Source organism: uncultured Erythrobacter sp., assembly GCF_947502395.1.
Classification (GTDB): Bacteria; Pseudomonadota; Alphaproteobacteria; order Sphingomonadales; family Sphingomonadaceae; genus Erythrobacter.
The window spans coordinates 910,089-924,055 of record NZ_CANMZM010000002.1 but is presented as its reverse complement, the minus strand read 5'-3'; the positions used below and the strand labels follow the sequence as shown (position 1 = coordinate 924,055).

The window sequence follows — 13,967 nt, the reverse complement described above, 5'->3', positions numbered from 1 at the left end:
GGTGAAGTGATCTGCGTGCGCATGTAGCAAACACCAGTAAGATCACTTCGTCAGAACATGGCGGAATTGATCTTGGCATAAGCTCCCTTCGTCATTTTCTGGCTCAGTGGTCTTCTCGAACAGGGAAGAACCAAGATGACGACAATTGAAAAACCACCAAACACGCCGAAAAGAAAGCGCCACCTCGCGCGCGAGCTTGACTTTGAGACGCTGCTAACGCGGCTCGAAGAGGCTCGTGCAGAGAAGGCAATCTATTGCCGTGGTCATGAAAACATGCCGGGCCTGTTGATTTGGAACTACACCAATAAATGTGTCTACGACAAAATGTGGACACCGATCAGCATGCATGCGCGTGGTCTGATCCTAGACACGGAACGCCGGGCGGTGATTGCAACACCATTTCCCAAATTCTTCAACGTGTCTGAGGCCGGTGAAGGGATGAAGCTGCCGGACAAGTCTTTTGAAGTTTTCGAGAAGCTGGATGGAAGCCTTATCATATTGTTCCACCATGAGGGCCAATGGCATGCGGCGACACGTGGAGCGCTGGGCACGGATCAGGCGATTTGGGCGCAGAACTGGATTGCTAACAAGGATTTGTCTGCGCTCACACCGGGTACGACCTATCTGTGCGAGGCAATCTATCCGGAGAACCGCATCGTGATCGACTATGCCGAAAGCGGTCTTGTCCTGCTATCGGCTTACGACGAGCAAGGGTTCGAGTTCGACGCTGAGACCACCTTCGAGACTGCTGAACGGCTTGGATGGAAGGCGGCGAAGCGTTATCGTTTCGAGAGCGTCGACGCGCTGTTTGCGTCTGCTGAAACGCTGCCTGAAACCGAAGAAGGGTACGTCCTTCGATTTGACGATGGGCACCGTCTCAAGCTCAAGGGAAGTGCCTATTGCCGGGTTCACGCATTGATCTCTCGGATCACACCGCTCGCGATCTGGGAGTTGATGCAGGCAGACGATGATCTGGAGAAGGTGCGTCAACAGATCCCTGAAGAGTTCTGGAACGACTTCGATCTGATCGAGCGTTTGATCCAAGCTCGGATCGACAAGAGGGTCGCACATGTGATCGAGTGGAAGGAGCGGTTGCAGGATAAGACCGACAAGGAAGTTGGTCTGAACCTCAACAGCTTACCTGAAGACGTTCGCAGCATGATCTTCCTCGCTCGCAAAATTGAGGGGTCTTTGATGAACGACCGCAAGGCGCGTGCGATCCTTTTTCGGGATGCACGACCAACATTGAACGAGTTGGAAGGGTACACTCCGGGCTATGCGCTTGCTCGCACAATCCAGAGCGGGGATTGAGCCTGCGATGCGAAGCCGCTGGGCTGACCGGCCAAGCGGTTCAGTTCAACGGCCAATACAAAAAAAGGGGCCGCGCAGCGTATTACTGTGCAGCCCCTTTTTACCGTTTAACGATGGGTTGGTCGCCCTCAACCGCCCTTACGACTAGCCGCCGCCGCTTCAATAACATCCTCATCCCAGGTCACCTGTGTCTGGGTCTGAGGGTTAAAGCGGGTGTTGGCGTAGGAGGCCGCCTCAGCTGCTGCGATCTCTTCGGCAGTCAAGTGGTCACTCGCTTGAAGCGCAAATACGTCAATGCCGCGGGTGATCTCGGTGCCGTAGATCCGGCCATTGTACCAATAGCTCGACCAGAAGCCGCCTACGACAAGCTGATCTTTGTTGATTGGGCCACGGTCAAAGAAGGCAATCTCTTGCGGGTTTGCGCTGTCAGTGAAGTCCATCACGCTGATGCCGCCCTGATACCAGCTCTGAACGAAAAGATCGCGGCCCGGGACAGGGATGATCGAGCCGTTGTGAGCGACACAGTTTTCGGTGTCGCTCTGAGGTCCAGGCATTTTGTAGTGGCTGCGGAATTCAAGCTTGCCATCCACGATATCGTAGATCGCATTGGCACCCCAGGTCATTGGGTCCTTCGCCTTACAGCGCGGGCGGCCACCACCGCCCCATTCGTCGGTGAAGATTACTTTGGTGCCGTCGTTGTTGAACGTGGCCGAGTGCCAATAGGCGAAGCCTTTATCGAACACGCTGTCGGTGCGGACAGGGTTGTGGGGATCGGAGATATCCATGATGATCCCATTGCCAGAACATGCGCCCGCCGCAATTTTCAGCGCGGGGAAGACCGTGATGTCATGGCACTGGTTGGTCTGGCGAGTGGTTTGAGTCCCCTCGCCGCTGTCGCCGCCCTTCCACAGGCCGGCAATTTCGCCGGTTTCATTGTCGGCAAAGACGCGAGGGCTGCTGATTATGCGCGCTTGTGATGGGTCAGCCACCGGAATTTCAATCACGTCGATGCTGAAGAGCGCAGTGCGCGTATCGGACGGATTGTCGATACAACGAGCAAGCTCTTCGGTTTCGCGAACCCGCGAAGTGCCTGAGTTATAGACGATGACCTTTTCATCATCCGCACTCACGATTGAGTGAGTGTGGCTACCACGACAGGTCTGGACCTGTCCGACCTGACGCACCGCTGTGAGATCGGAAATATCAAAGATGCGAAGGCCGCGGAAACGCTCTTCTGACACGTCGCCTTCAACGCCTTGAAGGCCGCAATCGACACGGCCGCGCGTTTGCTCAACGCTCATCACAAGCAGATCGCCGACAACAGAGACGTCGCCTTGACCGCCAGGGCATACGACCGAACTCATGAGGTTCGGCACCCCATCATCGCCCAGCTTATAGATGTTAAATCCGTGATAGTTTCCGGCAACCATAATGTCGTCGAAGAAGGCCATGTCCGTGTTGGCAAAGTCGAGAAGCGGTGAACGCTCAGCGAAATCGGTAAGGCTTTCCTCTTCCTCGTCACCGCGCTCAGCCGCAGCGGCCGCTTCAGCATCGGCAAGCGCCTTTTGCGCGTCTTTGACCGCCCGCTGCGCAGGGGTGATTTCGCCCTCTTCCTCAGCCTCCTCTTCCTTCGCTTCGGCCTTGGCAGGGCGAAGATCGGCTGGGTTATCAGGGTCGAAGAAACCAGCAGGCTTGGGCAGGAAGGTGACGTGACGAAGGTTCATGATCGCTTCACCAGCATTGTCAAAGCCAGCGGCCAATCCAGCGCGAGGATCGGGTGAAAGACCGGCCAGGATAACATCCATAGCGTCAATTTCAGCGGTCTGATCGTTCTCAATATCGGTGATGAAACGGAACAACACTGGGTCAGCCGCGCTGCCAGGTTGTTCGAGCAGATGATCGACCATTTTGATGGCACCATCGTGGTGGGCGATCATTAAAGTAAGGAAGAGGCGGTCGAAATCTGCGCCTTCGAGTGTGGCAAGCAGCGCCAATTGCTCCGGGCTCGCCATGCCTGCCATTTGCGAGTGGTCGACCACAACTTTACCGTCGATTTCCATGGGACCATGGCCTGCGTGACCGGCATGCCCTTCATGTCCGCCGTGGCCCGCGTGGCCTTCATGACTGCCCAAGAACGCGGTTTTCTCGCCGCGCTCGGTCAGCCAATTGTTCATGAATTCGATTTCGTCGGCCTGGCTGCTCAAGATCTTGCCAGCCAGAGTGACGACTTCTTCATTATTGGTGCGGTCCGCGACCAACTCAGACATGTCGACAGCTTGCTGGTGGTGGACGCTCATGCCCTGCATGAAGTCTACATCCGCAACAGTGTAGCTCGCCTTAGCAATTTCGCTTGCTTCATCAGCACTGAGCATCTTGCTCGCCTCGCCCGGTGCACCCGGCAAAAGGATGGGAGCGGTTTGAGCCATCGCCAGACTCGATCCGGTTAGAAGAAGCCCCGTAAGAAGGCTCCGTGAGCCCAAAGCGAATGTGCGTTGCATGGTCATATCATTCCTTGTGATCATTGGTTGACGGCATACCTGCCCGATTGAATGCGCCAGTCAAGGCCGCCTCTATAACGACCGTCACTTACGCAACAAGGGAACAATCGAAGGGTTCCTCGCATTATAATTAGTGCAGTGACTAATGCTCTGACCTCGAATCGGTCCCGCATGCTGCACAAGTCAGCGCAAGCGCTGGGCCGTGCGCTTGTCGCGGCGAATCGTAAGACCCTATGGTCAGTGCTTAAGCCAGCGCTAACCTTGTCTGGAGTAGCTTTTCTAAATGGCAATCCAAAATCTATTATCGTCTTTCGTCCGCAAATCAGCTCCAGTGGCGGCCTTGATCGCGGCGAGTTTTGTACCTGCATTTGCTCCCGCCTCAGCGCAAGGGAATGAGCTGCAGTCGAGCTTTGACAATGCGTTTGGCACGGAACCACGTGAACCTTCGACATTCGAAGCGATCTATTCGAATTCGTTTGAACGACGCATTGCTGAACTGGCTGATGGTGGGCAGGGGCGCATTGGCGTTGCCGCTTGGGACTTGGCAACTGGCGAGCAAATCACTGTGCTTGGCGATCAGCGTTTCCCGATGGCCTCGACCAGCAAGATCGCTGTCGCCGCCAAATATCTGGAGATGGTTGAGCAAGGTCGATATTCGCTCACCAGTGAGTTTCCTTTGCTCATCCCTGTGCGCTCAAGGAAATTCTCGTCCGCCGCCGCGCCTGTTCGCAAAGGCAATACCATGGCGGCGATCGATCTGATTGAGATCATGATCACCCGTTCGAGTAACCCTGCAACCGACGCACTTTTGGCCGCTGTAGGCGGTCCGCAAGCGGTTAACGACTGGATGCGCCGTCAGGGCATTGGCGACTTCTCGATTGATCGCGACATCGCCACCCTTGTTCGCGATGATGGGGAGTATGATCCTGCCAACTGGATTGATCCGCGTGATTCCGCCACCCCCAAGGCGATGGTGCGCCTTCTTGCCGGTCTCTATCGCGGAGAGTTTCTATCTGACGAAAGCCGCCGAGTGCTCTTAGGCGCTATGAGCCGCACGGTCACCGGCAAACGGCGCATCGTTGCCAATATGCCAGGGGAGGCGCGGGTGAGCCACAAAACTGGATCGCTCAACAATACGTCAAGCGACGTGGGCATAATCGAAAGCCCCGATGGCCGCGCTGTTGCGGTTGCGATCTATGTAACGGGTCAAGGCGCCCGCCGTGCACGCGAAGCGCGCATCGCTGCGATTGCTCGCGCTTTGTATGACGGATTCAATGTGCGCGCCCGCCAAAACCGCAATTGGGTAAGCGCGCCGCGTATGGGGGGCGGCTGAACCTCAGGCCCAAAACCCACCAAAGAAAAAGGCGGCGCCCGAGCAGGGCACCGCCTTTTCTTTTTTTAGCTGAAAGCCAGCGGTTAGCGAATTACTCGCCTTCCACCATAGCTTCTGCAGCAGCAGCCGCTTCTTCAGCAGCGTCGGTGACAGCGTCAGCCGCGTCGCCAGCAGCTTCTGCACCAGCGTCAGCAGCGTCGCCAGCGGCATCAGCAGTTGCGTCTACAGCGTCGCCGGCAGCTTCCGCGCCTTCTTCAACAGCAGCAGTTGCATCGTCTGCGATCGAAGCAGCATCAGCAGCCATGGCATCGCCGGTTTCACCAACAGCGTCAGCGGTTTCGCCGCAAGCAGCAAGGCCAAGAGCCGAAGTTGCAACGGCAGCGGCAAGAACGATCTTACGCATAATAAAAATCCCTTATTCAGCGAATAGAACACGCACCCCCCTCCTTCAGGGAACGCGCCAAAGCCAGACAAAACCCGACCAGCTCGACCTCCTAAATAGTGGCCAGAATGTGGCCAGACAAGTAAAATGTGGCAAAACGCCTCTTTTTCGCCTCATTCCTGCCACAATTCGACGTTCGGCGAATGGGGGCACCAGAGTGGTCTGAGGCGGGGCTAAAGCATCAATTTGCCTTACGCGCACACGTCTGCGGTGCTAGCAGATTGAGCATGTTGGATAAGAAACAGCACCTCTACCTCGTTGATGGCTCGGCCTATATCTTCCGCGCCTATCACCGCCTTCCCCCACTCACCAATCCGGAAGGGACGCCGGTTGGCGCGGTCTATGGCTATACGACCATGCTGTGGAAACTGGCGGACGATCTGGACGCAGCCGACGGACCAACGCACCTAGCGGTGATCCTCGACAAGGATTCTAAGAGTTTCCGGAACGACATCTATCCCGAATACAAAGCCAATCGCCCGCCGCCACCTGAGGATCTGCGCCCGCAGTTTCCGCTAATTCGAGATGCCACGCGCGCGTTTAGCCTGCCGTGTATAGAGGAACAGGGCCTGGAAGCTGACGATCTGATCGCCTCTTACGCACGCGAAGCGCAGCGCAAAGGGTGGGATGTCACCATAGTTTCTTCCGACAAAGACCTAATGCAATTGGTGGGTGAAGAGAACGGCGCACGCGTTGACATGCTCGACACGATGAAGTCGCAGCGCATCTACCTCGATGAAGTCCACGAAAAGTTCGGGGTCACGCCTGATCTCGTCGGTGACGTTCTCGCCCTGATGGGAGACAGCGTGGACAACGTGCCGGGAATCTACGGCGTGGGGCCAAAGACCGCCTCAAAGCTGATTGCCGAACATGGTTCGCTCACCGCCGCGCTTGATCAAGCGCCGGATATGAAAAAGTCCAAGTTGAAAGAGCGTCTCATTGAAGGTCGCGAGGCAGCCGAATTGTCGCGCGTTCTCGTGACACTCAAGGAGGACTGCGACCTTCCTGTGGCGATCGAAGATATGGCGCTTTCGAAGATTCCTGAAGAGCCACTTGTTGAGTTCCTTCAGATCCATGGCTTCAGCTCGCTTTTGAAGCGCCTTGGAGCGGGCACGGGTTCACCCGAACGGGCGAACAATTTGAATCCGGCCAAAGCAGATAAAGCCAGCGATAAGGGAACCGCGCAAGGCAATCGGCAACCGCTGCCCGAAATGCCCACACTCGACCGCAGTGCTTATGAATCCGTGCAGACTTTGGAGCGCTTGGAAGAATGGGTAGCGCGCGCCACTGCCGCACGCTTGGTGGCGGTGGATACTGAGACATCATCTTTGGATGCGATGCAGGCCGATCTTGTAGGCGTTAGCCTCGCACTTGGCCCGAATGATGCGTGCTACATTCCCCTTGCGCACGGCGGAACCGATTTGCTCGCTGAGACTCCAAAGCAGGTGGCGATGGCAGACGCGCTCAAAGCGCTCAAGCCGATGCTTGAGAATGATGCTGTCCTGAAAGTCTTTCAGAACGGCAAATATGATCTGAACGTCCTTCAGCGTTCGGGCATCAGCGTTTCGCCAATCGAAGATACGATGGTGATGAGCTTTGATCTCGATGCGGGGCGCGGTGAGGGCATGGGTGGCGGACACGGCATGGACGAGCTGTCCGAACGTCATCTTGGCCATACTCCGCTTTCGTTCAAGGAGATATGCGGCACCGGAAAGAAGGCCATTCCCTTTGGTGAGGTGCCTTTGGACCGCGCCACTGAATACGCCGCCGAGGACGCAGATGTGACCCTGCGCCTATATCGACACCTGAAACCACGCCTTGCCGAAGAAGGCGGTACCTCAATCTACGAACGCGTGGACCGCCCTCTTATCCCGGTGGTTGCGGGAATGGAGCGCGAAGGGATCAAGGTGGACCGCGCACGCCTGGCCAAGCTTTCCGAAGAATTCGCTACTGAGACTGCCTCACTCGAAAAGGAAATCCATGAGGCAGCGGGCGAAGAGTTTTCCGTCGGCTCACCTAAACAGCTGGGCGAAATCCTTTTCGATAAGATGGGGTTCAAGGGCGGGAGGAAAGGCAAGAGCGGAGCATACTCGACGGATCATGCAACGCTCGAAAAGCTGAGCAGCGATCCAGAGGCCGCCGGGATCACCAAGAAGGTGCTTGAGTGGAGGCATTTGTCGAAACTGAAATCGACTTATACCGATGCGCTACAAGCTCAGATCAATCCCAACACAGGCCGTGTCCACACGAGCTATTCGCTAGTCGGAGCCCAAACTGGGCGATTGTCTTCAACCGATCCGAACCTGCAGAACATCCCGATCCGCACACCCATCGGGCGACAAATCCGCGAGGCTTTCGTGCCTGAGGATGGCAATGTGCTGCTCGCCGCCGACTACTCACAGATCGAGCTGCGCCTCGCCGCGCACATGGCCGATGTCGGCACGCTTAAAGAAGCCTTTGAAGCAGGCGAAGACATCCACGCGCGCACCGCGACGGAGATGTTTGGAGAGGTGACGCGCGACACTCGCGCCCGCGCAAAGACGATTAACTTCGCAATCCTCTACGGTATCTCCCGCTGGGGACTTGCCGGTCGCTTGGAAGTCGAACCTGACGAGGCACAGGCTATGATCGACACCTATTTCCAGCGTTTCCCCGGCATCCAGCGTTACATCACAGAAACGCTCACCAACGTTGGCGAACAAGGCTATTCCGAGACTCTGTTTGGCCGCAAGACATGGTTCCCTCGGATCAAATCCAAGAACCAAGCTGAGCGGCAAGGCTCTGAGCGGGCGGCGATTAACGCACCGATCCAGGGCACCAGCGCCGATATTATCAAACGGGCCATGGCACGAATGCTTCCAGCGCTGCGCGACGCAGGTCTTAATGACGTGCGGATGCTTTTGCAGGTGCACGATGAGTTGGTGTTCGAACTGCCAGAAGGCGATGTCGCCGCTGCCTCGCCAATCATCGAGCGGGTTATGGCAGAAGCGGCACTTCCTGCGGTAATTCTCGACGTGCCCTTGGCCATTGATATTGGCACGGGGGTGAGTTGGGACGCGGCGCACTGATGCTACGTATCGCCATACGATTAGCAGCTGCCACATCGCTGGCTGGTGCGGGCCTATGCGCTGCCTTATGGACCAGCCGCAGGACGCTCATTTACAATGATCAAGGCCGCTATTTCGACGCGGAGACCACAGTCGTCCTGCACCAGCAAAGCGTCGTCATTTACGGCGCACTTGCACTTCTGCTGGCTCTGCTTGCCATAATGTTGTGGCTGGCATCGAAGAGGATCTGAAAGCCCTATTCGTGCTTTTCCGCCCGCGTCGTCTCTAAATGTTCGGGTGCAAAAAAGCCGATTGGGTTTGCCTCAACAGCGCGCTTTTTCAGCTCGCCGCGCATGGCCCGATATTCGGCTTCCATCCGCGGGGTCACCGTCGCACGGCTGTCCTCAAGTGCGTCGTCGAAATCCTGCATCTCAACCGCTGGCACATCACCACCAAGGCGCTTCAACGCACCAAGACCAGCTCTGCGCACCACATCTTCCAAGTCAGCACCGGTGAAGCGGTCCGTCTTGGCCGCGACCTCATCCAGATCGACATTGCTTGAAAGCGGCATGTTGTCGGTATGGATGCCGAGGATATGCCTGCGCCCCTCAAGATCAGGCGTACCGACATAGACCAATTCATCAAATCGACCCGGTCGTAGCAATGCAGGGTCCATCAACGTCGGGCGGTTGGTCGCTCCGATCACGATGACCGATTGCAGTTCCTCAAGTCCGTCCATTTCAGCAAGGATCGTGTTCACGACCCGGCCCGTGACTTGTGGCTCACCCTGACCGCTGCCGCGTGCCGGAACCAAACTGTCGATTTCATCGATAAAGACAACGCAGGGCGCGACCGCTCTTGCGCGGGCGAACAGCTTGGCGATTTGCTGTTCGCTTTCGCCGTACCATTTGCTGAGGAGGTCTGAGCTTTTCATCGAGATGAAATTGGCCTCGGCCTCTTTCGCCACGGCTTTTGCCAGTAGGGTCTTCCCGGTTCCGGGCGGACCATAAAGCAGGAACCCTTTGGCCGCGCGAATGCCGAGACGACGGAACCCTTCCGCATTCTTCAGCGGGAGCTCAATACCCTCTTTCAGCTTGTCGATTGCATCGCCGACCCCGCCGATATCATCCCACCGCACGTTCGGCATCTGCACCATGACCTCGCGCATGGCGGAGGGCTGGATGCGTTTGAGCGCACTCAGAAAGTCGCGGCGCGTTACGCACAGCTCCTCAAGAACTTCCGGGGGGATCTCCCGCGCATCAAGGTCAAGCTTCGGCATGATCCGTCTCACCGCATCGATGGCGGCCTCACGGGCGAGTGCGGCAATGTCTGCACCGACGAAGCCGTGCGTCATGCGCGCAAGCTCGTTGAGGTCAACACCCTCCTCAAGCGGCATACCACGGGTGTGGATCGCCAGAATTTCACGCCGACCGCCTTGGTCGGGCACACCGACAACGATCTCTCGGTCAAAACGGCCAGGACGGCGAAGCGCTTCATCGATAGCATCGGGACGATTGGTCGCCGCGATCACGACAATATTAGCGCGCGCTTCCAGTCCGTCCATGAGAGTGAGCATTTGGGCAACGAGACGCTTCTCTGCCTCACCATGCACCTGCGTCCTTTTAGGCGCGATGGAATCGATCTCATCGATAAACACGATTGCAGGCGATGCTCGTGCAGCTTCCTCAAAAACCTCGCGAAGGCGCTTTTCGCTCTCGCCATACCCTGAGCCCATGATCTCAGGCCCGTTGATGATGAAGAACTCAGCGTCGCTTTCATTGGCAACCGCTTGGGCCAAACGCGTTTTGCCGGTGCCGGGAGGGCCATGGAGCAAAACCCCTTTGGGCGGATCGACACCGAGCCGCGTGAAGAGTTCTGGGTAACGAAGCGGCAGCTCAACCATTTCGCGAAGGGCCTGAATGGTGTCTTCCATCCCGCCAACATCGTCATAATTGACCGCACCCCTGGCATCGCGCGGCTCTTCGTATTCGGTGCGAAGCTCAACCTCTGTGCTCTCGTCAATATGGACGATGCCTTTCGGGCTCGTCGAGTGAACCGAAAGCCTAATCTGCGTCAGCGCATATGCCGGCGCTCGCAGCATCTGGCGCACATCTGAGGGCATGTTCTGAACCGGCTGCTGACCGGTGGTTGCCACAAGGTCGCCAGCAACAAGCGGTTTTCTGAAGAAATTTCGCTTCAACGCCTGCGTTGGCCCTTGCAGTCGCAAATCGCGCTGCGCCGGTGCGAATACGACCCGCGTCGCCGGGCGGGATTCGGCAACTTTGATATCGACATGTTCGCCTGATCCGGCTTCAGCGTTGCCGCGTTGCAGACCATCCAGGCGGATCACATCGAGCGATTCATCTTCTTCGTAAGCAGGAAGAGCAATCGCAGCCGTTGACCGTTTACCCGTGATCTCAACCACATCACCTTCCGTAATGCCAAGCTTCTGGAAAGCGGTTCGGGGCATTCGGGCAATGCCTTGTCCCGATTCCTCTGTCCGCGCCGACGCGACTTGAAGGCGAAGCGAACGGCTGGAAGTGGATTCGGCTACATCGGCATCTGCCATGCGTGTTGTCCTTTGGCTGAGAGGGAATCGCCAGTGCGATCTTGGAGAGTGCTTTCGATTAGCTAGGACGCGCTAGGCGCGATTGCAAACCACTCTTTGGCAGTGAGCGAATGCGCATATCCGTAGGCTCGACCTTTTGATATCGCTCGCATGCCAAACAAAAAAAGCCCGGCACAATGGCCGGGCTTAGCAGTTTGGGAGAGGATGCCTGTAAGGCATGCCCTCTTTGTGGCAGTGCACCATTTTTTGTGCAAGTGCGAAAGCCGCACTTTTAGTTGCAAAAACTTCATCTTGAGGTTGTGAAGTATCACTTTCCGGGCACACCATGCACATTATGCCGTCTAAACTTTGATCAGTTGCCTAAAATATCGGCAATTTGTGAATTCGGGATCAGAGTGTCGAAGTTTCAGTTGTCACCATTCGCAACCCCGTGACATGGCGGTTGCTTACGACTAATCAGGGGCTGAGACCACATCAGACCCGACCTTTGTCGAGCGATCTAACACGACCGCCCTCAATAGAGACGGAATTGGGCCAGACAGAAATCAAACGGACCGGCTTTCCTTTATGTCAAAAATTTTCCCAAATGCAGAAGCAGCGCTTGAAGGCGTCATCGCCAATGACCTTTTGGTCGCAGCGGGCGGGTTTGGCCTCTGTGGTATCCCAGAGCGATTGCTCGATGCGGTCAAAGCGAGCGGTGTGACTGGGCTTACTTTTGCAAGCAACAACGCCGGGATCGACAATGAAGGTATCGGCAAGCTTTTGCGAACCCGTCAGGTCAAAAAGATGATTTCATCCTATGTTGGTGAAAACAAAGAGTTTGAGCGGCAATTTCTCTCTGGCGAGCTTGAAGTTGAATTCTGTCCCCAGGGCACCTTGGCCGAGAGAATGCGAGCTGGCGGTGCTGGCATTCCGGGCTTCTACACCAAAACAGGGGTCGGCACGCAGGTTGCTGAGGGCAAAGAACACAAGGACTTCGCAGATCACGACGGAGTGATGTCGACCTACATTCTTGAGCGCGGCATCTTTGCCGATCTTTCGATTGTTAAGGCGTGGAAAGCGGATGAAACCGGTAACCTCATCTTCCGCAAGACCGCCCGCAATTTCAATCAACCCGCCGCCACTTGCGGCAAAGTCTGTGTGGCTGAGGTTGAAGAAATCGTGCCAGCTGGCGCTTTGGAAGCCGATGAAATCCATTTGCCCGGAGTTTTCGTCAATCGAATGATCCTTGGCGCGCCCTACGATAAGAAGATTGAATTCCGCACCGTTCGCACCCGCGAGGAAGCGTAATTGATCGGCAATTCACTTAACTATACATTCAAAATGGTGCTCGCCTCGGGAGCGGCTTTGACCCTGCAAGGTTGTGTGGCCACGGCAACTCCCGTCACGGCTAGCGACTTACCGGGGGAGCGGGAGATATCCGGCCACACTGGCTCTGCTCCTCGCGCTGCCGACGTACCTACATCTGAAGTTGTTCGCCCTTTGCCAAAGCCGGTCCCCTCGGTGCGTGAGCCGATTGCCCCCAACGGGATCAATCAATTTCTGTCCTATGCCAACCAATGGCAAAATGATCCGGAAGAAGCTCCAGACGCCGCCGTATTGAGCGACCGTGTGTCGCTTCAGCCTACAAAGGCCAAATGCAGCGCCGTCTCGCCCACCATTCTCATCGATCTTGACCCGCAAGGTGAGCTCTTCGATCCATCCATCGCATCTCGCCCTCCATCAGGGCTCGCGCAGGGTCTTTCCCGGCTGCGCCAGAATGGTGTTTCGGTGGCATGGATTTCCGGTCACGGAATAGGCGAGATTGAGATCATCAATCGCAGCCTTGCTTTGAGCGGCCTCGACATTGGTAATGAAGACCGCATCTTGCTGCTCCGCAGTCCAAATGACCGCAAACAGATTTTGCGCGAAGAGCTGGCCCAGATTAGCTGTTTGGTTGCGATTGCTGGCGACACCCGCTCCGATTTTGATGAACTTTACGACTTTTTGAAGCAACCTGCAGATGCGGATGCCCTTGAACCTCTCATCGGTGATGGCTGGTTCCTCATCCCGCAGCCGCTTCTTTGAATTTCACTGCTTTAGCGAAAGACCCGTTTCATGAGTGAACAAACTAAAGGCTGGACCCGCGACCAAATGGCGGCGCGCGCAGCGCAAGAGCTACAAGATGGCTATTACGTCAATCTTGGCATTGGTATCCCCACGCTTGTCGCGAACCATATTCCTGAGGGTATGTTGGTGACACTGCAAAGCGAGAACGGGATGCTCGGTATCGGCCCCTTCCCTTTCGAGGATGAAGTCGATCCAGACCTCATCAATGCGGGCAAACAGACGATCAGCGAACTGCCGCACAGTGCCTATTTCGACAGCGCCACCAGCTTTTCAATGATCCGGGGCGGCCATATCGATTTGACGGTGCTGGGAGCGATGGAAGTTGCGCAGAATGGTGACATTGCCAATTGGATGATCCCAGGCAAAATGATCAAAGGAATGGGCGGTGCGATGGATCTGGTTGCCGGCGTCAAAAAGATCATTGTGGTGATGGATCACACCGCCAAAGATGGCAGCCCCAAGTTCATACCTGGATGCACTTTGCCCCTGACCGGTGCCAATGTGGTGGACATGATCATCACAAACTTCGGGGTCTTTCACCGACCCTCCAAAGACGCGCAATTCCGCCTCATCGAACTGGCACCAGGCGTGAGCGAAGAAGATATCGCCGCCAGCACGACAGCAGCTTACGAAGTGGCTCTGGAAAGAGCGTAACGCT

General features: G+C 56.3%; 10 protein-coding genes. 7 read left to right on the top strand and 3 right to left on the bottom strand.

Annotated elements, in window-relative coordinates; genetic code table 11:
• Positions 1-135: 135 nt before the first annotated feature.
• Entirely contained in the window at positions 136-1,311 is a 1,176-nt protein-coding gene (locus Q0778_RS10805) for an RNA ligase (RefSeq protein WP_298335958.1), read from the top strand.
• A 128-nt stretch (positions 1,312-1,439) separates the two neighbouring features.
• Here the strand turns inward: Q0778_RS10805 and Q0778_RS10800 are convergent, their stop codons facing one another.
• Positions 1,440-3,809, bottom strand: coding sequence for a DUF305 domain-containing protein (locus Q0778_RS10800; RefSeq protein ID WP_366519541.1), 2,370 nt, complete (start codon positions 3,807-3,809; stop codon positions 1,440-1,442).
• Positions 3,810-4,092: 283 nt separating this feature from the next.
• Here Q0778_RS10800 and Q0778_RS10795 point away from each other — a divergent pair, with 283 nt between their 5' ends.
• On the top strand, positions 4,093-5,142 hold the full coding sequence (locus tag Q0778_RS10795) for a serine hydrolase (protein ID WP_298335954.1): 1,050 nt from the start codon (positions 4,093-4,095) through the stop codon (positions 5,140-5,142).
• A 91-nt stretch (positions 5,143-5,233) separates the two neighbouring features.
• Here the strand turns inward: Q0778_RS10795 and Q0778_RS10790 are convergent, their stop codons facing one another.
• The gene (locus Q0778_RS10790) at positions 5,234-5,545 is read right to left on the bottom strand and encodes a hypothetical protein (protein WP_298305811.1); all 312 of its coding nucleotides are present in this window, start codon (positions 5,543-5,545) and stop codon (positions 5,234-5,236) included.
• 269 nt (positions 5,546-5,814) lie between these two features.
• On the opposite strand from Q0778_RS10790, the gene polA reads away from it, so the two are divergent.
• Together polA and Q0778_RS10780 are read left to right on the top strand one after the other, a co-directional pair.
• Positions 5,815-8,652, top strand: coding sequence for a DNA polymerase I (gene polA, locus Q0778_RS10785; RefSeq protein ID WP_298336170.1), 2,838 nt, complete (start codon positions 5,815-5,817; stop codon positions 8,650-8,652).
• Positions 8,652-8,882 carry a hypothetical protein gene (locus Q0778_RS10780; RefSeq protein WP_298305814.1) on the top strand — a complete coding sequence of 77 codons (231 nt, stop codon included), beginning with the start codon at positions 8,652-8,654 and terminating at the stop codon, positions 8,880-8,882. Before polA ends, Q0778_RS10780 begins: the two co-directional genes overlap by 1 nt.
• A gap of 5 nt (positions 8,883-8,887) precedes the next feature.
• On the opposite strand, the gene Q0778_RS10775 is transcribed toward Q0778_RS10780, so the two are convergent.
• Positions 8,888-11,200, bottom strand: coding sequence for a CDC48 family AAA ATPase (locus Q0778_RS10775; protein ID WP_298305819.1), 2,313 nt, complete (start codon positions 11,198-11,200; stop codon positions 8,888-8,890).
• A 567-nt stretch (positions 11,201-11,767) separates the two neighbouring features.
• Here Q0778_RS10775 and Q0778_RS10770 point away from each other — a divergent pair.
• From Q0778_RS10770 to Q0778_RS10760, 3 genes are read left to right on the top strand one after another with little or no spacing between them, the layout of a single operon-like run.
• A complete protein-coding gene (locus Q0778_RS10770; protein WP_298335952.1) occupies positions 11,768-12,490 on the top strand; it encodes a CoA transferase subunit A in 723 nt (240 codons plus the stop codon).
• Entirely contained in the window at positions 12,491-13,267 is a 777-nt protein-coding gene (locus tag Q0778_RS10765; RefSeq protein WP_298335950.1) for a hypothetical protein, read from the top strand.
• Between the two features lie 30 nt (positions 13,268-13,297).
• Positions 13,298-13,963, top strand: a complete 666-nt coding sequence (locus Q0778_RS10760; protein WP_298305828.1) for a CoA transferase subunit B — start codon at positions 13,298-13,300, stop codon at positions 13,961-13,963.
• Positions 13,964-13,967: the final 4 nt, after the last annotated feature.

What these genes read in the sequence shown, in the direction of transcription:
- Q0778_RS10805 (WP_298335958.1), top strand. Translation starts at nt 136, where the DNA reads ATGACGACAATTGAAAAACCACCAAACACGCCGAAAAGAAAGCGCCAC.
- Q0778_RS10800 (WP_366519541.1), bottom strand. Translation starts at nt 3,809, where the DNA reads ATGCAACGCACATTCGCTTTGGGCTCACGGAGCCTTCTTACGGGGCTT.
- Q0778_RS10795 (WP_298335954.1), top strand. Translation starts at nt 4,093, where the DNA reads ATGGCAATCCAAAATCTATTATCGTCTTTCGTCCGCAAATCAGCTCCA.
- Q0778_RS10790 (WP_298305811.1), bottom strand. Translation starts at nt 5,545, where the DNA reads ATGCGTAAGATCGTTCTTGCCGCTGCCGTTGCAACTTCGGCTCTTGGC.
- Q0778_RS10780 (WP_298305814.1), top strand. Translation starts at nt 8,652, where the DNA reads ATGCTACGTATCGCCATACGATTAGCAGCTGCCACATCGCTGGCTGGT.
- Q0778_RS10775 (WP_298305819.1), bottom strand. Translation starts at nt 11,200, where the DNA reads ATGGCAGATGCCGATGTAGCCGAATCCACTTCCAGCCGTTCGCTTCGC.
- Q0778_RS10770 (WP_298335952.1), top strand. Translation starts at nt 11,768, where the DNA reads ATGTCAAAAATTTTCCCAAATGCAGAAGCAGCGCTTGAAGGCGTCATC.
- Q0778_RS10760 (WP_298305828.1), top strand. Translation starts at nt 13,298, where the DNA reads ATGAGTGAACAAACTAAAGGCTGGACCCGCGACCAAATGGCGGCGCGC.